Origin of the sequence: Actinomadura soli, from assembly GCF_005889715.1 — a bacterium.
In the GTDB taxonomy this organism is placed as follows: Bacteria; Actinomycetota; Actinomycetes; order Streptosporangiales; family Streptosporangiaceae; genus Spirillospora; species Spirillospora soli.
On the sequence record NZ_VCKW01000139.1, the window covers coordinates 1 to 22,900 of the forward strand.

Here is a 22,900-nt window from a genome sequence, read left to right on the forward strand (position 1 = left end):
CCGGCGAAGTCAGCCGCGCCGTCGCGACCCCGATCGTGGTCTCGGTCGGGCCGTAGTGATTGAACACCGCCCGCCCGGGCCCGGCCGCCTCCACCAACTCAGCCACCCACGCCGCCGGTGCGGCCTCACCACCCAGCACCACCGACCGGCCCGGCAACACCCCCTCCATGCCCGCCGCCGCCGTCAGTGCGGCCAGATGCGACGGGACCACCTTCACGGCGTCGATCTGCTCGGCGGCCACAAAGTCAGCCACCATCCCCGGGTCGGTGACGGCGTCCCGATCCAGCACATGCAGCCGCCCACCGGTCACCAAACTGACGAACACCACCGTGTTGCCCAGGTCAGTCACCTGCGACTGCAACAACCCGTACCGCGTGCCCGGCCCGCTCCAGCCCAACCGCTCCGACACCGAACCCACGTAATTGGCCAGGGCGCCATGGGTCACCACCACACCCTTCGGCGTCCCCGTCGACCCCGACGTATAGATCACATACGCCGCCCCGGCAGCAGTCAGCGCAGAATCCAGCGCAGTGTCCGGGGAGCCCTCCACCACCGCGGCCGTCATCGGGTCATCGATCGCGACCATCCGCAACCGGCCCGCCGGCAGCTCATCCAGTGCGTCCTGGGTACCGACCACCACGCGCACACCGGCATCGGCCAGCATGAACGCCACCCGCTCGGTCGGCAACGTCACATCGATCGGCAGATACGCCCCACCGGCCTTCCACACCGCCAACACCCCCACCACCATGTCCGCACCATCAGGCAGACACAGCCCCACCACCGACTCCGCACCCACACCAAGACCACGCAGATAGTGCGCCAGCCGGTTGGCCTGCGCGTCCAACCCACCGAACGTCACCTCCACACCACCCGACACCACCGCCACCGCACCCGGGCCCACCGCCACCCGACCCGCCAGCATCCGCACCACCGAGTCACCCTCGACCACGGCCGCCGTGTCATTCCAGCCGTCGAGCAGCAGGCCGCGTTCCTCGGCGTCTAGGAGCTGGACCTGGCGCAGTCGCACGTCCGGGGCCGCGGTCACTGTGTCCAGGACCCGGGTGAACCATTCGGCGATACGTCCCGCAGCGGGAGCGTCGAACAGGTCCGCCGCCACCGTCACCGAACCGCCGACCCCTGCCGGCCTGCCCTGGTCGTCGAAGACCTCCGTGACCGAAACGTACAGGTCGAACTTCGCCACGGCCATCGCGGTGCCGTCCACGGCCGGGGCGCCGCCGCCGGCCCGCACGTCCGGCAGGTCGAGTGCGGCGCGCTCGGTGTTCTGCAGGGTCAGGACCGTCTGGACGAGCGGGTGCCGCGCCAGCGAGCGGGACGGGGCGAGCTCTTCGACGAGCCGCTCGAACGGCACGTCCTGATGCGCCAGGGCACCCAGGCTCGCCTCGCGGACGCCGCCCAGGACCTGCCGGAACTCCGGATCACCGGACAGATCCGTCCGGATCACCAGCGTGTTCAGGAAGAACCCGACCAGGTCCTCCAGGGCCTCGTCGGTGCGTCCCGCCACCGCCGATCCGACGGGGATGTCGGTTCCAGCGCCGAGCCGCGACAGCGTCACGGCCAGCGCGGCGTGCAGCACCATGAACGCCGTCACGCCTTCGGAGCGGGCCAGGGCCACCAGCCGTTCGTGCACGTCGGCGGGCACCCGGAACGGGGCCGCGTGCCCGCGGTGGCTCGCGACCGCGGGGCGCGGCCGGTCCACGGGCAGGGCCAGCTCCTCGGGAAGCCCGGCCAGCGTCCGCCGCCAGTACTCCACCTGCGACGACAGCACACTGCCCGGATCAGACTCGTCCCCGAGCAACTCCCGCTGCCACAACGTGTAATCCGCGTACTGCACCGGCAACGGCTCCCACTCCGGAGCCTCGCCCCGCGAACGCGCCGCATACGCCGCCGACAGGTCACGTCCCAGCGGGCCCATCGACCAGCCGTCCCCGGCGATGTGATGCACGACCAGGACCAGCATCCGCTCGTCCGAACCGGCCGCCTCGAACAGCCACGCCCGGATCGGCGGCTCCGACGACAGATCGAACGCGTACCGGGCCGCCTCGGCCACCGCACCGGGCAGCTCCTCGGCCTTCACCTGGGAGACCTGCAGCTCCCATGCCACGTCCTTCGGGTCCAGGACGTGCTGGTACGGCTCCTCGTCCACGGCCGGGAACACGGTGCGCAGCGACTCGTGCCGGGCGATCACGTCCCGGAACGCCGCGTCCAGCGCGGCCGCGTCGAGTTCCCCGGCCAACCGCACCAATACAGGAATGTTGTAGGTCGGGCTCGGGCCCTCCAGCCGGTTCAGGAACCACAGGCGGCGTTGCGCGAACGACAGCGGGACACGGTCCGGACGCGGCCGGGCGCGCAGCGGTTCACGTGCCTGGCCGGCGCCGTCGCCCGCCAGGCGGGCGGCGAGCCCGGCGACCGTCGGCGTCTCGAACACCGCCCGCAGCGGCAGTTCCGCGTCGAGCACCGTCCGGATCCGGGACACCAGCCGGGCGGCGAGCAGCGAATGCCCGCCGAGGTCGAAGAAGCCGTCGTCGACCCCCACCGACTCCAGCCCGAGAACCTCGGCGAACACCCCGCACAGCAGTTCTTCCGGCACCGTGGCGGGCCCGCGCCCGGCCGGGGCGGTCTGGGACGCGTAGTCCGGAGCGGGCAGGGCCCGGCGGTCCACCTTCCCGTTCACCGTCAGCGGCAGGCGGTCGAGCGGCACCACCGCCGAGGGCACCAGGTAGCGCGGCGCCCGTTCGGCGACATGGTCGAGCACCGACGCCGCCAGGCCGTCCTCGTCGCCGTCTCCGGCGGGCACCACGTAGGCGACCATCCGGGTGTCGCCCGGGACGTCCTCGCGCACGATGACCTCGGCCTGCGCGACGCCGGGGTGCCCGGCGATCGTGCTCCGCACCTCACCGAGCTCGATCCGCATCCCCCGGATCTTGACCTGATTGTCGACGCGGTCCAGGAACATCAACCGGCCGTCGCCGCTCCACCTGACCCGGTCCCCGGTCCGGTACATCCGCCGGCCGGGCTCGAAGGGGCACGCCACGAACCGCTCGGCGGTGAAGCCGGGCCGCCCCACGTATCCCCTGGCCAGGCCGTCGCCCGTCGCGTACAGCTCGCCGGGGACGCCGACCGGAAGGGGGTTCAGCGACGCGTCCAGGACATAGACCCGCCCGGCGGGCACCGGACTCCCGATCGGCACGCTCCCGCCCGACGCCACGTCGGCGGCGCGCACGGACTCCGTGGTGGTGAACACCGTGCACTCGGTCGGGCCGTACATGTTCGTCAGCCGGATCCGGGGCAGCTCGTCCAGGACCCGGAAGCAGTGCGCGGGCGACAGGACGTCGCCGCCGGACCAGATCTCGCGCACGCCGTCGAGCGCCCGCACGTCGGCGTCCACGGTCTCGTGGAACAGCCCGGCCGTCAGCCACATGGTGGTGACCTGGTGCGCGGACACGAACTCCCGCAGCTCGGCCGCCGACTGCTCCGCCAGGGGCGCGACCGCCAGGGCCGCGCCGTTGAGCAGCGCTCCCCACACCTCCAGGGTGCTCGCGTCGAACGACAACGAGGCGAGCTGACCGACCACGTCGTCCGCGGCCACGCGCAGATGCCCCGCCATGCGGTCCACGCCTTGGTGCAGGACGACCACGCCCTTCGGCACGCCCGTGGAACCGGACGTGTAGATGATCTGGGCGGAGTGCTCGGGACGCAGGTCGCGCGGCGGCGGGCCCGCGTCGAGGGCCGCGAGCTCGGCGAGGACGGCGGGGTCGTCGAGCGTCACGACCGGCACGCCGGACGCGGCGAACCGGGCCCGGGTGCTCTCGGTCGCCAGCACCACGACCGCCGCGGAGTCCCGCAGCATGAGGTCGATCCGCTCGGGCGGATAGTCGGTGTTGACCGGCATGTAGGCGCCGCCCGCCTTGAGGATCCCCAGCCACGCCACGATCAGCCCCGGGCCGCGCTCCGCGGCCACCGCCACCGTCGTGTCGGGCCGGACGCCGCGTCCGGCCAGGTACCGCGCGAGCCTGTTGGCCCGCTCGTCCAGCTCGGCGTAGCTCAGCGTGGACTCCGGGCCCGTCAGGGCCACCGCGTCGGGCGTCCGGGCCGCCTGTGCCTCGAACAGTTCGGGGATCGTGCCGCGGCCGCCGCCGTCCGCGCCCTGGTTCCATTCCCGCAGGACCCGCCGCCGCTCGTCGGGGTCGGTGACGTCCACCCTGCTCAACGGGACGTCCGGCCGGTCCGCGATGGCGTCGAGCACCAGCCGCCACGCACGGGTGAGCCGCTGGACGGTCGCGGGCTCGAACAGGTCCGCCGCCGCCACCATCGCACCCCGCACGCCGCCGGGCGCGCCGTCCTCGTCGAACACCTCGTCCGCCATGACGTCGAGGTCGAACTTGGCGGGCAGCCCGTCCAGCGGTGCCCGGGAGTCGCCGGCGAGGGGGCGCCCCGCGCCGGCGGGTCCGGTGTTCTGCATGGTCAGCATGACCTGGAACAGCGGGTGCCGGGCCAGCGACCGCTCGGGGGCCAGCTCCTCCACCAGCAGTTCGAACGGCACGTCCTGGTTCTCGAACGCGCGCAGCCCGGCGTCGCGCACCCGGCCGAGCACCTCACCGAGCGTCGGGTCTCCCGACAGGTCGGTCCGGACGACGAGGGTGTTGACGAAGAACCCGACCAGGTCGTCGAGGGCCTCATCGGACCGGCCTGCGACGGCCACGCCGAGCGGGACGTCCTCGCCCGCGCCCATCCGGGACAGGGTCACCGACAGCGCGGCCTGGAGCACCATGAACAGCGTCACGCCCTCGGCCCGCGCGCGGTCCAGCAGCCGCCGATGCAGGTCCGCGGACAGGTCCACCGGCACGCCGTGGCCACGGCGCCCGGCCTCGGCGGGACGCGGCCGGTCATGGGGCAGTTCCAGTTCCTCCGGCGCCCCGGCCAGCGTTTCGCGCCAGTACCCGACCTGACGGGCCAGCAGGCTGCCAGGGTCGGCCGCGTCACCGAGAAGGTTCCGCTGCCAGAGCGCGTAGTCGGCGTACTGGATCGGCAACGGCGCCCACGCCGGTGCCTCGCCCCGGCTCCGCGCCGCGTACGCGGTCGCGAGGTCACGGCGCAGCGGGTCCATCGACCAGCCATCACCGGCGATGTGATGCATCACCAGGGCGAGGACGTGTTCGTCCGCCCCGGCCTGGAACAGCCACGCCCGGATCGGGATCTCGGTGGACAGGTCGAACGCATACCGCGTCGCCTGCCCGACAGCCTCGGGCAGATCGTCGGGCGCGACCGTCGCGATGTGTAGGTTCCAGTCGAGGTCCGCCGGGTCCAGAATCTGCTGGTAGGGCTCGCCGTCCACTGCTGGGAACACCGTGCGCAGCGACTCGTGACGTCCGATCACGTCCCGCAACGCCGCACCCAGGGCGGGCACGTCCACCTCACCGGACAGCCGGACCGTCACCGGCAGGTTGTAGGTCGGGCTCGGGCCCTCGATCTGGCCGATGAACCACAACCGCCGCTGCGCGAACGACAACGGCAACCGCTCCGGACGAACCCCGGCCACCGGCGCCGGCCGCACCCGGCTTTCACCCGCCTCGGCGATCCATCCGGCCAGCCCCGCCACCGTCGGCCTCTCGAACAGCCTCCGCAGCGGCACCTCAACGCCCAGCACAGCCCGAACCCGCGAGACCAGTCGGACGGCCAGCAGCGAATGACCGCCCAGGTCGAAGAAGCCGTCATCGACCCCGACCGACTCCAGCCCGAGGACCTGCGCGAACACACCGCACAAGATCTCCTCGTGCACGGTGACCGGGCCGCGGCCTTCGCCTGCGATGTACTCCGGTGCCGGTAGGGCTCGACGGTCCAGCTTGCCGTTGGGTGTCAACGGCAACTCCGGCAACACCACCACGGCAGAGGGCACCATGTATTCCGGCAACCGCCCGCCGACGAACGCCCGCAGCCCGTCCACGGCGGCCGACTCAGCCTCCGCCATGACGACGTAGGCGACCAGGCGCTTGTCGCCCGGGGTGTCTTCGCGGGCGATGACCGTTGCCTGGGCCACGTCCGGGTGGGCCAGCAGCGCGGCCTCGATCTCACCCGGCTCGATCCGGAACCCGCGGATCTTGACCTGCTCGTCCGCGCGGCCCAGGAACACCAACTGGCCGTCTGGTGTCCAGCGGGCCAGGTCGCCGGTGCGGTACATCCGCTCGCCGGTACCGAACGGGCACCCCACGAACCGTTCGCCCGTCAGGCCGGGGCGTCCCACGTACCCGCGCGCCACCCCCGCGCCAGCGACGTACAGCTCCCCGGTCACCCCGACCGGGACCGGGCTCAACCGGTCGTCCAAGACGAACAGGCGGGCGTTGGCGATCGCGGTACCGATCGACGGCTCATCACCCGCCACCAACGGCACCGACATCGACGCGCATACCGTCGCCTCCGTCGGACCGTACGCGTTCAGCAGCCGCCGATCCCGTGCCCACCGGTCCACCAGCACGCCATCCAGCGCCTCACCCGCCGACACCACCGTCGACACCGACGACAGCTCATCCGGGTCCAGCGCACCCAGCACCACTGGTGGCAACGTCGCGTGCGTCACCCCATGGCGTGCCACGACGTCCACCAGCCCACCACCGGGCACCAGTTCCTCGCTCGGTGCCACCACCAACGCGGCGCCCGAGCACAACGCCATCAGCACTTCCGACGTGGCGGCGTCGAACCCCACCGAGGCGAACTGCAGCACCCGATCGCCCGGCTCCACCGCGAACCGCTCGATCTGCGCCCCCGCCAGGTTCACCGCACCGCCATGCGTCAGCGCCACGCCCTTGGGCCGTCCTGTCGACCCCGACGTGTAGATCACATACGCCAGCCCGCCCGGCTCCACGTCTACCGGCGGAGCCGACACCGGCAACGCCTCGACCTGCGCCCGCACATCCGGATCATCGACCGCCACCAGTGGCACACCGGCCGTGTCCCCGGTTTCCGGAGTGCCCGCCAGCACCACTTGGGCACCGCTGTCGGCGAGCATGAAGCCGATCCGCTCCGCCGGGTACCGCAAATCGATCGGCAGGTACGCCGCTCCCGCCTTCAACGCGCCCAGCATCGCAGTGATCAGCTCGATACCGCGCGGCAGGCACAAGGCCACCACCGACTCGGCCCGCACACCCATGCCGAGCAGGAAGTGCGCCATCTGGTTCGACGCCTCGTCCAGCTCCCGATACGACAGCTCGACACCGTCCGCGACCAGCGCGGCCGCCTCCGGAGTCGCGGCGACCTGGCGCCCGAACATCTCGATGACCGTGGACGATGTCGGCGTCACCGCCGTGTCATTCCACTCGTTGACGAGTCGGCCGCGCTCGCCGGCGTCAAGGACCTCGACGGTCTGCAGCGCGACCTCGGAACCACCGTCCAATGCGTTGACCACGTTCGCCAGCGCGGTGCACAGCAGCCGACCGACCGCATTCCCGTCGATAGCGTCGACGGACTGGACGCTCAAACTCAGCCCGCCAGGACCGAGGTCGTTGACGGACACGGCCAGGGGGTAGTTGGTCTGCTCCCGGGCCAGGACACGCTGAATGCCTTCGACCATCTGCGGCCGGGCGTCCTCGTCCCGTGGAGCGCCAATGTGCCGGTAGTTGAACAGGGAGGTGAACAGGGGCGTGTTGCCCGCGATGCCGCTGGCCTGCTGGGCGACTGCGAGTGGGGCGTGTTCGTGTTCGAGGAGTTCGGCGAGCTGGGTGCGCATCTCCTGGACAGCCGTGCGGACTCCGGCCTGCCCGGTGCGCACGCGCACCGGGAGGGTGTTGATGAACGGTCCGAGGACGCGGTCGGCCCCTTCACCGGCGTTCATCCGGCCGAACAGGACCGTGCCGAACACCACGTCTTCACGTCCGGACAGGGTGGCCAGGACGCGCGCCCACGCCACATGCAGCACCGTCGCGGGGCTGACGCTAAGCCGCTGCGCCACCCGCCGCAGGTCAGCGACGACCTCATCTGGCACCGGCTGCAGTTCGGAAACCACATCGGAGCCGTCGCCGCGCACGTCGAGCAGTCCGAACGGCGCGGTCGGCTCGGTGACATCGCCGAGCAGGTCCGCGAAGAACCGCTCGTGCTCCGCGCGAGAGATGCCACTGCGCGCTTGCGCCACGAAGTTGCGGAACGGCGCCGCCGGGGTCAGGGTCGCTGCCTGTCCGGACAGCACAGCCCGCAATTCTTGGATCAGGACGTCCATGCCCAGGTGGTCCTGGACCATGTGATGCATCCGCACCGCACCCAGCCACCCGCCATCGACCGTCTCGGCGGTGTGCAGGTCCATCAACGGGGCCCGGGTGAGGTCCATCGCGGATCCCGCCAGCGTGAGCAGCTCGGCCGTCTGATCAGCGGAACCTTCCTCAAGGACGTGCTCAACCACCGGCAGTTGCGCGTGCCGCCACACGGCCTGGACGGGTTCGCGCAGCCCTTCCCAAACCACGCCCGTGCGGTAGATGTCGTGACGGTCGACGACCTGTTGCAGCGCCTGGGCGAACTCCTCCAGGCGGGCCCGGTCGGTGAACCGCAGCACGCGTAGTGTGACGTAGGCGTCGGTGCCCCGGTCGGCGAGGAGATGGTGGAAGAGCAGGCCCTCCTGGAGTGGGGCGAGCGGGTAGATGTCGGCCACGTTGGCCGCGCCGCCCTCAACGGAGGCGACCACCCGGTCCAGTTCGGGCTGGGTGAGGTCGACCAGCGGCAGCATGTCCGGGGTGATGTGCTCAGCGTTGGCCGGGATCAGGTTGTCGGGAACCTCCACCGACACCGCCCCGGCCGCCCGCGCCAACCCCGCCGGAGTCGGTGTCTGGAACAACGCCCGCACCGACACGTTCACGCCGCGCTCTCGCAGCCGCTCTACCAGCGATACCGCCAGCAGGGAGTGCCCGCCCAGGCGGAAGAAGTCATCGTCCATCGACACCGCGTCCACGCCCAGCACCTGCGCGAACACCTCACACAACACCCGCTCCTGACGGGTCACCGGCTCACGCCCCACACCCCCAGTGCGCTCCGGTGCGGGTAAGGCTCGACGGTCCAGCTTGCCGTTGGGCGTCAACGGCAACTCCGGCAACACCACCACGGCAGAGGGCACCATGTACTCCGGCAACCGCCCACCGACGAACTCCCGCACCTCGTCCACATCAACGGGGTCGGCGTGGGCGGGCACGATGTAGGCGACCAGGCGCTTGTCGCCCGGGGCGTCCTCGCGGGCCAGCACCGCAGCCTGCGCCACACCCGCATGCCCCAGCAGCGCGGCCTCGACCTCGCCCGGTTCGATCCGGAACCCGCGGACCTTCACCTGCTCGTCCGCACGGCCCGCGAACACCAACTGCCCATCCGCCGTCCACCGGGCCAGGTCACCCGTGCGATACATCCGCTCACCCGACCCGAACGGACACCCCACAAACCGCTCCGCCGTCAGCCCAGGGCGACCCACGTATCCGCGGGCCAACCCCGCACCCGCGATGTACAACTCGCCCGCCACCCCGACCGGCACCGGTGCCAGCGCCTCGTCCAGCACGAACAGACGGGTATTGGCAATCGGACGACCAAACGGCACCACCCCAGGCCGCTCCGCATCCACCGCCCCGGCAGCCACCATCACCGCCGCCTCCGTCGGCCCATAGGTATTCACCAAACACCGCCCCCGCGACCACGCCCCCGCAGCCGACCGGCCGATCGCCTCCGCACCCACCAGCAACGTCTCCACCTGCGCCAGATCCGCCGGATCCAACACCCCCAGCAGGGACGGGACCACACTGGCCGCCCGCACCCCCACCAACCCCGACAGCCGCTGCGGCTGCTCGCGCTCTCCCGCACCGGCCACCCACAGCGCGGCGCCCGACGACAACGCCACCCCCACATCCAGCACCGACGCGTCAAACCCGAACGAGGCGAACTGCAACACCCCCACACCCGGACCCGCACCCATCACCGGCCCAAACACCGACACCACATTCGCCAAACCACCATGGGTAACCGCCACACCCTTCGGCCGACCCGTCGACCCGGACGTGTAAATCACATACGCCAACCCCGCACGATCCCGTTCGACCAGCAACCGGGTATCGGGGCAGTCCACCGACGCGGCGAGGTCATCCTCAGTCAAGGTCAGAGCCGCGCCACTGTCGGACGCCATGAACGCCACCCGCTCGGCCGGAACCGACACATCCACCGGCAGATACGCGCCACCCGCCTTCCACACCCCCACAATCGCCACGACCATCTCCACGCCGCGCGGCAGCCGCACCGCCACCACCGACTCCGCGCCCACACCCCGGTCAGCCAGATAATGCGCCACCCGGTTCGCGCGAACGTCCAACTCCCCATACGTCAGCTCGGTGCCCTCGAACACCACCGCCACCGCGTCCGGAGCCCGACGCGCCTGCGCCTCGAACAGCTCCACCACCAGCCCCGCCGGGGCATCCACCGCCGTGTCGTTCCACTCCTCCAAGAGCACACGACGCTCATCGGCGTCCAGAACCTCCACCTCGCGCAGCCGCGCGTACGGGGCCGTGACCAGGGCATCCAGCACCCGCACCCACCGCTGGGCCAGGGCCTCGACCGACGCCGCGTCGAACAGGTCCGCCGAGGCCACCAGCGATCCACGCAAACCGGCCGGGCGCCCGTCCTCGTCGAACACCTCCGCCAGCACCACATCCAAGTCGAACCTCGCCGGGACGACCGACGGGCCCTCCATCGCAAGGACGCCCACACCCGTCCGAACGTCCGGCAGTTCGAGCGTCGCGCGTTCGATGTTCTGCAAGGTCAGCATGACCTGGAACAGCGGGTGCCGTGCTAGCGACCGCGACGGCGCCAGCTCCTCCACCAACCGCTCGAACGGCACGTCCTGATGCGCCAACGCCCCGACACTCGCCTCACGTACCCGGCCCAGCACCTGACGGAACTCGGGGTCGTCCGACAGGTCGGTACGGATCACCAGCGTGTTGACGAAGAATCCGACCAGATCGTCCAGCACCTCATCGGTACGCCCCGCCACCGCCGAACCGATCGGAATATCGGTACCGGCTCCCAACCGCGACAAAAGCACGGCCAACGCCGACTGGACCACCATGAAAGCGGTCACGCCCTCGGCACGCGCCAGCCCCACCAGCCGCTCGTGCACCTCGGCCGGCACCCGCACCGGCACCCGGTACCCCTGCTGGCCCCCGGCCACCGGACGCGGACGGTCAGTCGGAAGCGCCAACTCCTCCGGCGCCCCGGCCAGCGCCTCACGCCAGTACTCGACCTGCGACGACAACAGGCTCTCCGGGTCGGACCCCCCACCCAGCAGTTCGCGCTGCCACAACGCATAATCGGCGTACTGCACCGGCAGCGGCTCCCACACAGGAGCCTCACCGCGCGCACGCGCCGCATACGCCGACGACAAATCCCGGCCCAGCGGGCCCATCGACCAACCATCACCCGCGATGTGATGCACCACCAGGGTGAGGACATACTCGTCCACCCCAGCCTGGAACAACGACGCCCGGATCGGGACCTCGGACGACAGGTCGAACGCATACCGCGACGCCTGCCCGACAGCCTCCGCCAGCTCATCGGGAGCGACCGTCACAACCTGCAAGTCCCAGTCGAGCTCCGCCGGGTCCAGAATCCGCTGGTAGGGCTCACCGTCCACCGCCGGGAACACCGTACGCAGCGACTCATGGCGCGCGATCACGTCCCGCAACGCCGCGCCCAGGGCGGGCACGTCCAGGTCTCCGGACAACCGGATCACTCTGGGCAGGTTGTAGGTCGGGTTCGGTCCTTCGAGGTGGCTCAGGAACCACAGCCGCCGCTGCGCGAACGACAGCGGCAGACGCTCGGGACGAGTGCCCGCGCGCAGCGCCACCCGTGCGCTTTCCGATCCGGTCCCGGCCAACCGTGCCGCCAGTCCCGCCACCGTCGGGGCCTCGAACAGCATCCGCAACGGAAGTTCCACGGCGAGTTCGGCACGGATCCTGGACGCCAGCCGGACCGCCAGCAGGGAGTGCCCGCCGAGCCGGAAGAAGTCGTCGTCCACCCCGACCGATTCCAGTCCGAGCACCTGGGCGAACGCACCGCAGAGGAGTTCCTCCCACAGGGTGGCAGGGCGCCGGCTCCCACCGGACGTGTACTCGGGGACCGGCAGTGACCTGCGGTCGAGTTTCCCATTGACCAGCAGCGGCAGTTCCGGCAGGACGACGACGGCCGCGGGCACCATGTATTCCGGCACGTGGCGGCCGAGGAACTCCCGCAGCGCGGCGGGGAGACCGCCATCGGGGTCGGTGTCGCCGTCCGTCGCGACGACGTAGGCGACCAGCCGCTTGTCGCCGGGGACGTCCTCGCGGGCGACCACCGCGACCCTGTCCACGGCGGGGTGCGTGCGGATGACGGCCTCGATCTCGCCGGGCTCGATCCGGAATCCGCGGACCTTCACCTGCTCGTCCGCACGGCCGATGTACACCAATTGACCGTCCGGGGTCCATTGGACGAGGTCACCGGTGCGGTACATCCGATCGCCCGTACCGAACGGGCACGCCACAAACCTCTCCCCCGTCAGCCCTGGGCGCCCCACGTAGCCGCGGGCCAGCCCGGCACCGGCGACATGGAGTTCGCCGGGAACCCCGGCCGGGACCGGGTTCAGCAGGTCGTCGAGGACGTACAGGCGCGTGTTGGCGATCGGGCGGCCGAACGGCACCGGGCCGGTCCGGTCCGGGTCCACGGCGCCGCCCGCGACCATGACGGTGGCCTCCGTCGGCCCGTAGATGTTCATCATGCGCCGGCCCGGCGACCACGTGCGCGCGATGGACTCACCGACCGGTTCGGCCCCGACCAGCAGCGTCTCGACGTCGGCGAGATCGTCCGGGTCGAGCAGGCCGAGCAGCGACGGCAGCATGAACGCGACGTGGATCCCCGGCAGGTGCCGCAGGAGGTTCGGCTCGGCCCGCTGGTCGGCGTCGGCCATGACCAGCGTCGCTCCGGCGGCGAGCGCGGTGCCGACCTCCAGCACCGAGGCGTCGAAGCTGAACGACGAGAACTGCAGCATCCCGACGCCCGGCGCGGCGCCCGTCACCGGCCCGAACTTCGAGACGAGGTTCGCCAGTGACCCGTGAGCGAGCGCGACGCCCTTCGGTGTCCCGGTCGACCCCGACGTGTAGATCACGTACGCGAGGTTGGACGGGCCCGGCATCGCGGGCGTCGTAGCCGTCGTGGGCGGCGCGGGCTCTGTCAGGTCCTCCGAGGTGTGGGGATCGTCCGTCCAGGACACCTGTACCGCGGTCAGGGCGCCGGTCAGATCCGCGGCCTCGTCCCGGTCGGCCAGGACGAGCCGGGCCCCGCTGTCAGCGATCATGAAAGCGACGCGGTCGGCCGGAAGCCGGGCGTCGATCGGCAGGTAGGCCGCGCCCGCCTTCCACACGCCCACGATCGCGACGATCATCTCGATGCCGCGGGGCAGGCAGAGACCCACGACCGACTCGGGCCCCACGCCGAGAGCGCGCAGGTGGCGGGCCAGCCGTTCGGCCCGCGCGTCGAGGCTGCGGTACGACACCCGGTCGCCGCCCGCCACGACCGCGTCGGCGTCCGGGTCCGCGTCGACCCGCTGCCGGAACAGCTCGACGATCGTGGACGCGGCATCCGGGGTCGCGGTGTCGTTCCACTGGTGGAGGATCCGGTCCCGCTCCCCTGGGTCGAGGACGTCCGTCGAGAGGAGCGGAGTGTCCGGGGCGCCGGCGAGCGCGGCGGTCATGTTCGTCACGGCGGTGCACAGCAGCCGTCCGACCATCTGCGGATCGATCGGCGTGACGGCCTGGACGCTGAACGTCAGTCCGGCGGCGCCAAGATCGTTGACGGACAGCGCCAGCGGATAGTTGGTCCGCTCGCGTGAGGAGACGCTCTGGATTCCTCCGATCGTGGGGCGCCCATCGTCCTCCCCGGCCGGGGCGGGGGCGTTGCCGTCGATGTACCTGTAGTTGAAGAGGGAGGTGAACAGGGGCGTGTTGCCCGCGATGCCGCTGGCCCGCTGGGCGGTGGCGAGTGGGGCGTGTTCGTGTTCGAGGAGTTCGGCGAGCTGGGTGCGCATCTGCTCGACCGCCGCGCGGACTCCGACCTGGCCGGTGCGCACGCGCACGGGGAGGGTGTTGATGAACGGTCCGACCACCCGGTCGGCGCTCTCGCCCGCGTTCATCCGGCCGAACAGCACTGTGCCGAACACCACGTCGTCACGTCCGGACAGGGTGGCCAGGACGCGCGCCCACGCCACATGCAGCACCGTCGCCGGGCTGACCCCGAGCCCCCGCGCCACGTCCCGCAGCTCGGCGACGACCTCATCGGGGACGGGCACGAGGTCGGACACCGCGTCGGTACCGTCACGGCGCACATCGAGGACACCGAACGGCGCCGTCGTCTCGGTGACATCGCCGAGCAGGTCCGCGAAGAATCGCTCGTGCTCCGCGCGGGAGACGCCGCTGCGCGCTTGCGCCACGAAGTTGCGGAACGGCGCCGCCGGGGTCAGGGTCTCTCCCTGCCCGGACAGCACGACCCGCAGCTCCTGAATCAGGACGTCCATGCCCTGGTGGTCCTGGACCATGTGATGCATCCGCACCAAGCCCAGCCACTCACCGCCGCCGTCCAGTTCAGCGATGTGCAGGTCCATGAGCGGGGCCTGGGATAGGTCCATCGCGGATCCCGCCGCCGTGAGCAGCGCGGCCGTCTGATCGGCGGAACCTTCCTCAAGGACGTGCTCAACCACCGGCAGTTGCGCGTGACGCCACACAGCCTGGACGGGTTCGCGTAGCCCTTCCCAGACCACGCCCGTGCGGTAGATGTCGTGACGGTCGACGACCTGTTGCAGCGCTTGGGCGAACTCCTCCAGGCGGGCCCGGTCGGTGAACCGCAGCACCCGCAGCGTGACGTAGGCGTCGGTGCCCCGGTCGGCCAGCAGGTGGTGGAAGAGCAGGCCCTCCTGCAGCGGGGCCAGCGGATAGATGTCGGCCACGTTGGCCGCGCCGCCCTCAACGGAGGCGACCACCCGGTCCAGTTCGGGCTGGGTGAGGTCCACCAGCGGCAGCATGTCCGGGGTGATGTGCTCAGCGTTGGCCGGGATCAGGTTGTCGGGAACCTCCACCGACACCGCCCCGGCCGCCCGCGCCAGCCCGGCCGGGGTGGGTGTCTGGAACAGCGCCCGTACCGAGACGTTGACGCCGCGCTCTCGCAGCCGCTCTACCAGCGATACCGCCAGCAGGGAGTGCCCGCCGAGGCGGAAGAAGTCATCGTCCATCGACACCGCGTCCACGCCCAGCACCTGCGCGAACACCTCACACAGAGTCTCCTCGTGCACGGTGACCGGGCCGCGGCCTTCACCTGCGATGTACTCCGGTGCGGGTAAGGCTCGGCGGTCCAGCTTGCCGTTGGGGGTCAACGGCAACTCCGGCAACGCCACCACGGCAGAGGGCACCATGTACTCCGGCAACCGCGCGCCGGTGAAGTCCCGCAGCTCGACATCATTGATCACGTTGGCGTCCGCAGCGACGACGTAGGCGACCAGCCGCTTGTCGCCCGGGCTGTCCTCGCGGGCTACGACCGCCGTCTGCGCCACGTCCGGGTGTGCCAGGAGCGCGGCCTCGATCTCACCCGGTTCGATCCGGAACCCGCGGATCTTGACCTGCTCGTCCGCGCGGCCCAGGAACACCAACCGGCCGTCCGGTGTCCAGCGGGCCAGGTCGCCGGTGCGGTACATCCGCTCGCCCGCACCGAACGGGCACCCCACAAACCGCTCACCCGTCAGGCCCGGGCGTCCCACGTACCCGCGCGCCACCCCCGCGCCCGCCACATACAACTCGCCGGTCACCCCGACCGGGACCGGGCTCAACCGGTCGTCCAGCACGAACAGGCGGGCGTTGGCGATCGCGGTACCGATCGACGGCTCATCACCCGCCACCAACGGCACCGACATCGACGCGCATACCGTCGCCTCCGTCGGACCGTACGCGTTCAGCAGCCGCCGATCCCGTGCCCACCGGTCCACCAGCACGCCATCCAGCGCCTCACCCGCCGACACCACCGTCGACACCGACGACAGCTCATCCGGGTCCAGCGCACCCAGCACCACTGGTGGCAACGTCGCGTGCGTCACCCCATGGCGTGCCACGACGTCCACCAGCCCGCCGCCGGGCACCAGTTCCTCGCTCGGTGCCACCACCAACGCGGCGCCCGAGCACAACGCCATCAACAGCTCCCACGTGGCGGCGTCGAACCCCACCGAGGCGAACTGCAGCACCCGATCGCCCGGCTCCACCCCGAACCGCTCGATCTGCGCCCCCGCCAGATTCACCGCACCACCATGCGTCAGCGCCACGCCCTTCGGCCGACCGGTCGACCCCGACGTATAGATCACATACGCCAACCCGCCCGGCTCCACATCCACCGCCGGAGCCGACACCGGCAACGCCTCCACCCGCGCCCGCACATCCGGATCATCGACCGCCACGACCGGGACCGGCGCGCCGCCGTCGCCCATGGCCGCCGCGACGAGCTCGCGGGCATCGCCGCCGGTCAGCACGCAGGTCACGGCGGCGTCGGCGAGCATGAAGCCGATCCGTTCGACCGGATACCGCACGTCCACCGGCAAGTACGCCGCGCCCGCCTTCAGGACGCCCAGCAGCGAGATCACGAGGTCGACGCCCCGGTCCATCACGACCGCGACGACGGACTCCGCGTCCGCGCCGATGCTCCGCAGATGGTGCGCCACCTGGTTCGACGCCGCGTCCAGCTCCCGGTACGACAGCTCGAAACCGTCGGTGACCAGCGCGGGCGAGTCCGGAGCCGCCGCGACCCGCTGCGCGAACAACTCGATGACCGTGGACGACGGCGGCGCCATCGCCGTGTCGTTCCACTCGCGGAGGAGCCGGTCCCGTTCACCGGCGTCGAGGACGTCGACGGCGTGCAGGCGCGTGCCGGGGGCGGCGGTCAGCGCCTCCAGCACCCGCACCCACCGCCGCACGAGCGCCTCGGCGGAGGCCGCGTCGAACAGGTCGGCCGAGGCGGTCATCGACCCGCGGAGGCCCGCGGGGTTCCCGTGCTCGTCGAACACCTCCCGGACCGTCACGTCGAGGTCGAACTTGACCGGCACCGTGGCGGGACGGTCGCCGGCCAGGGCCCCGCCGCCGGTCCGGACGCCGGGGAGCTCCAGCGTCGAACCCCGGTTGTTCTGGACGTTCAGCGCCACCTGGAACAGGGGGTGGCGTGCCAGCGACCGCGCCGGGGCGAGTTCCTCCACGAGCCGGTCGAACGGCACGTCCTGGTGGTCGAGCGCGTCTAGGCCGGCCTCCCGGACGCGGGCGAGGACCTGCCGGAAGTCGGGGTCGCCGGACAGGTCGGTCCGGACGACCAGCGTGTTGACGAAGAAGCCGACCAGGTCGTTCAGCGCCTCGTCGGTACGGCCCGCGATCACCATCCCGATCGGGATGTCGGCGCCGGCGCCGAGGCGGGACAGCAGCACGCTCAGCGCGGCCTGCGCCACCATGAACGATGTGGCGCCCTCCGCCCGGGCCAGTTCCACCAGCCGCCGGTGCACCTCGGCGGACGCCTGGAACGGCACGCGGTGCCCGCGATGCCCGGCCACGGCGGGACGAGCCCGGTCCACGGGTAACGTCAGCTCTTCGGGCGCCCCCGCCAACGTCCGCCGCCAGTACGCGACCTGCTCCGACAGGAGGCTCTCCGGGTCGGATCCGTCGCCCAGCAACTCCCGCTGCCACAGCGTGTAGTCGGCGTACTGCACCGGCAGCGGCTCCCACCCGGGCTCCTCGCCGCGCAGCCGCGCGGCGTACGCCCGCGACAGGTCCCGGCCGAGCGGCCCCATCGACCAGGCGTCGCCGGCGATGTGGTGGATCACGACGACGAGGAGGCAATCGGCCGGCTCGTCCGCACCGTTCGTGCCGTTCGTGCCGTTCGTGCCGTTCGTGCCGTTCGTGCCGTTCGTGCCGTTCGTGCCGGTGGCGGGTTGGAACAGCCACGCCCGGATCGGCGCCTCGGACGACAGGTCGAACGTGTACGCCCCGGCCTGTTCGGCCGCTTCGGCGATCTCCGCGCGCGGAAGCCGCCGTACCTGCACGTCCCACCGCAGGTCCGCCGGGTCCAGGACGCGCTGGTAGGGCTCGCCGTCTGCGACCTCGAAGACCGTGCGCAGCGACTCGTGCCGGAGCATCACGTCGCGCAGCGCCGCGTTCAGCGCCTCGACGTCCAGGCTCCCGGTCAGCGGGACGATGAAGGGCAGGTTGTAGGTCGGGCTCGGACCCTCCAGCCGGTTCAGGAACCACAGGCGGCGCTGCGCGAACGACAAGGGGGTCATCACTGGTTCTCCTTACGCATCGGCCGCAATGCCGGTCGGGAGGATTTCTGTTCGCCCAGCCTGGTCGCTAGTCCCGCCGGGGTCGGCGCCTCGAAGAGCGCGCGGATGCGCACCTCGGCGCCGAGCCTGGCCCGGATCCGGGACAGCAGCCTGATCGCGAGCAGCGAATGCCCGCCCAGTTCGAAGAATCCGTCGTCCACCTGCACCGACTCCAGTTCCAGGACCTCCGCGAACAGCTCGCAGAGGACCGCTTCGTTCTCGTTGGCCGGCGCACGGGCGGCGGTCTCGGCCGCCGGCCGGCCGGGGGCGGGCAGCGCGGCGCGGTCGAGTTTCCCGCCGACGGTCAGCGGCAGTTCCCGCAGCGCGACGACCGCGGCGGGCACCATGTGCTCGGGCAGCCGCTCCGCCAGGTGCTCCCGCAGCGCGTCGAGGCCCGTGTCGCCCTGGCCGGTGCCGTGGTCGGCGCCGTCAGCGGGGACGATGTAGGCGACGAGGTATTTGCCTCGCGCGGTGTCGTCGCGGGCGACGACGGCCGCCTGCGCGACGTCCGGATGCGCGCGCAGGACCGCCTCGATCTCCGCCGGCTCGATCCGGTATCCGTGGATCTTCACCTGGTCGTCCGCGCGGCCGGCGAACACCAGCCGCCCGTCCGGATCCCATCGGACCAGGTCGCCGGTGCGGTACATCCGCTCGCCCGGCTCGAACGGGCACGCCACGAACCGCTGCCCCGTCAGCCCGGGCCGGGCCACGTAGCCCCGGGCCACCGGGACGCCCGCGACGTAGAGTTCGCCCATCACCCCGACCGGTACCGGGGCCAGCGCGTCGTCCAGGACGTAGAGGCGGGTGTTGGCGATCGGCGTGCCGATCGGCACCGTCCCGCCGTCCAGGTCGTCCGGTGTCAGTTGGACGGTCGTGATGCCGATCGTGGTCTCGGTCGGGCCGTAGTGGTTGAACACCCCGCGGTCGCCGGCGGCCCGCACCAGGTCCCCGACCCAGTTCGCGGGCGCCCCCTCCCCGCCGAGCACCACCGACCGCCTCGGGACGACGTTCTCCATGCCCGCCGCCGCGGCCAGCGCGGCCAGGTGCGACGGCACGGCCTTGACGTGGTCGATCCGGTTCTCGGCGAGGTAGCCCGCCACGGCGTCGGCGTCCGTCACGATCGCCGGGTCCAGGACGTGCAGCCGCCCGCCCGTAACCAGGCTGGTGAAGACCACCGTGTTACCGAGGTCGGTCACCTGGGGTTGCAGCAGCCCGTACCGCGCCCCCTCGCCGGACCAGCCGAGACGTGCCGACACCGACAGCACGTAGTTCGCCAGCGACCCGTGCGTGACCGCCACCCCCTTCGGCTGTCCCGTCGACCCCGACGTGTAGATCACGTAGGCGAGCCCGGCCGGGTCCGGCTCCGCCGCCGGCGGAGTCTCGGGACCTGTCGTCGACGGGGTCTCGGGGGCCGCCGTCGCGTCCGGCTCGTCCAGCCGGATCACGCGGACCCCGTCCGGGACACCCGCCGTGACGGCCACCGGGTCGGCCACCGGGTCGGCGGCCTCCTCCCCGCCGGTCAGCAGGAGGCGCGCCCCGCTGTCGGTCAGCATGAACGCGATCCGTTCGGCGGGAAGCCGCCCGTCGATGGGCAGGTAGGCCGCGCCGGTTTTCCACACACTGAGGATCGCGGTGATCATCGGCAGTCCGGAGGGCACGCTCAGGCCCACCACCGACTCCGCGCCCGCGCCCGCGTCCCGGAGCCTGCACGCGAGCCGGGTGGCCGCCGCGTCCAGTTCCCCGTACGACACCGACACGTCCCCGGCGACGAGCGCCACCGCGTCCGGCGTGGCGGCGGCGTTCGCCGCGAACAGGCCCACGATGCTCGCGTCCGCCGATGCCGTCGCGGTGTCGTTCCAGTCGCGCAGCAGCCGGTCGCGCTCGTGCGTGTCCAGGACGTCCACCGTGCGAAGTTCTACATCCGGTTCGCCGTCCAGCGTCGCGGCGAGCGCGGCGACGGTGCTCTCCGCCGCCGTGCGCACCAGGCGGGCGACCATGAGCGCGTCGATGGGCTCCACCGCCAGGATGCTCAGGCTCAGCCCCTCATCACCTAGGTCGTTCACCGAGACCGTCAGCGGATAGCTGTTCTGCTGCCGGGCGAGGACTTGCCGGACGCCTTCGGGCGCCTCCGGCCGGACCCCGCCGCCGTCCCGGGCCGCATCCTGGGACGCGTCTCCGCTCACGTCCCGGCTCACGTCCCGGCTCGCGTGTCGGTAGTTCAGGAGGGACGTGAACAGGGGCGTGTCACCGGTGACGCCGCTGACCTGCTGGGCGACGGCGAGGGGGGCGTGTTCGTGTTCGAGGAGTTCGGCGAGCTGCGTGCGCATCTGCTCGACGGCCGCGCGGACCCCGATCCGGCCGGTCCGCAGCCGTACCGGGAGCGTGTTGATGAACGGTCCGAGGACGCGGTCGGCGCCTTCACCGGCGTTCATCCGGCCGAACAGGACCGTGCCGAACACCACGTCGTCGCGTCCGGACAGGGTGGCAAGCACCCGCGCCCACGCCACATGCAGCACCGTCGCCGGGCTGACCCCGAGCCGCCGCGCCACCCGCCGCAGGTCGGCCGTCACCTCGTCCGAGATGGGAAGCAGTTCGGAAACCACGTCGGAGCCGTCGCCGCGCACGTCGAGCAGTCCGAACGGTGCGGTCGGTTCGGTCACGTCGCCGAGCAGGTCCGCGAAGAACCGCTCATGCTGAGATCGGTCGATTCCCCGGGTGTGGGCCACGAAGTCGCGGAACGGCAGTGCCGGGGCGGCGGAAGCGCCTTGCCCGGACAGGACGGCCCGCAGTTCCTGGATCAGGACGTCCATGCCCAGGTGGTCTTGCACCATGTGGTGCATCCGCACCAGGCCGAGCCATCTGCCGTTCGGCGTCTCGGCGATGTGCAGGTCCATGAGCGGAGCCTGGGAGAGGTCCATCGCCGAGCCCGCGGCCGCCAGCAGCGCTGCCGTCTGGTCAGGTTCGGCCGGGTCCAGCGTGTGCTCCCGCACGGGCAGGACCGCCTCGCGCCATACCGCTTGGACGGGCTCGCGCAGTCCTTCCCAGACCACGCCCGTGCGGTAGATGTCGTGGCGGTCCACGACCTGCTGCAACGCCTGCGCGAATCCGTCCAGGCGAGCCCGGGAGTCGACTTCCACCACCCGCACGGCGATGTAGACGTCGGTACCACCGCCCGCGAGGAGGTTGTGGAACAGCAGCCCTTCCTGGAGCGGGGCGAGGGGATAGATATCGGCCACATTGGTGGCGCCGCCGTTCACGGTGGCGACCACCCGGTCGATTTCGGTCTGGGTCAGCTCCACCAGGGGCAGCATGTCGGGGGTGATGTGCTGGGCGCCTGGCGGGATCAGGTTGGCCGGGACCACGACCGGATCGGCCGCCGCCGCCCGCGCCAACCCCGCCGGAGTCGGAGACTCAAACAACGCCCGCACCGCGACATGAACCCCGCGTGCCCGCAGCCGCTCCACCAGCGACACCGCCAGCAGCGAATGCCCGCCCAGGCGGAAGAAATCATCGTCCATCGACACCGCGTCCACGCCCAGCACCTGCGCGAACACCTCACACAAAACCTCTTCACGCACGGTGGCGGGACCACGGCCCCCACCCCCGCCGTACTCCGGCGCCGGCAGCGCCCCACGATCCAGCTTCCCGTTCACCGTCAACGGCAACCCGTCCAGCACCACCACCGCCGACGGCACCATGTACTCCGGCAACCGCCCACCCACGAGCTCCCGTATCGCGTCCGCGTCGAGCGGGTCACCGCCCTCGGCGGGGACGAGGTAGGCGACCAGCCGCTTGTCGCCCGGGGTGTCCTCGCGGGCCAGCACCGCGGCCTGCGCCACACCCCGGTGTCCCACCAGCGCGGCCTCGATCTCACCGGGCTCGATCCGGAACCCGCGGATCTTCACCTGCTGATCGACCCGGCCCAGGAACACCAACTGCCCGTCGGTGGTCCAGCGGACCAGGTCACCAGTGCGGTACATCCGCTCACCCGACCCGAACGGACACGCCACAAACCGCTCACCCGACAAGCCAGGGCGCCCCACATACCCGCGGGCCAACTGCACCCCCGCCAGATACAACTCACCCGTCACCCCAGCCGGAACCGGGCCCAGCGCATCATCCAGCACAAACACCCGGGTATTGGCCACCGGCCCACCGATCGGCACCACCCCGCCGGCCTGTTCGGGGTCGCAGTGCCAGGCGGTGACGTCCACCGCCGCCTCGGTCGGGCCGTACAGATTGTGCAACTCCACACCGCCGAAGACGGTGAAGAACCGCGACTGCGCCTCCACCGACAGCGCCTCCCCGCTGCACACCACCAGCCGCAGATCCGGGAGCTCACCCACGTCGGGGTGCAGCAGGAACGCCTCCAGCATCGACGGCACGAAATGCACCACACTCACCCGCTGCTGACGCATCAGATCCGCCACATACCCCGGATCCCGATGCCCCCCAGGCCGCGCCACCACCAACGCCCCACCCGAAATCAACGGGCAGAACAACTCCCACACC

Annotated in this window: 2 protein-coding genes; both read right to left on the reverse strand. The window is 71.5% G+C overall.

What is annotated here, in order from left to right; translation table 11 throughout:
• On the reverse strand, nt 1–18,349 hold an 18,349-nt coding region (locus ETD83_RS24760), incomplete at its 3' end, for a non-ribosomal peptide synthetase (protein WP_138647608.1).
• Nucleotides 18,349–22,899, reverse strand: coding sequence for a non-ribosomal peptide synthetase (locus tag ETD83_RS24765; RefSeq protein ID WP_268920492.1), 4,551 nt, complete (start codon nt 22,897–22,899; stop codon nt 18,349–18,351). The genes ETD83_RS24765 and ETD83_RS24760, both read right to left, overlap by 1 nt.
• Nucleotide 22,900: the final 1 nt, after the last annotated feature.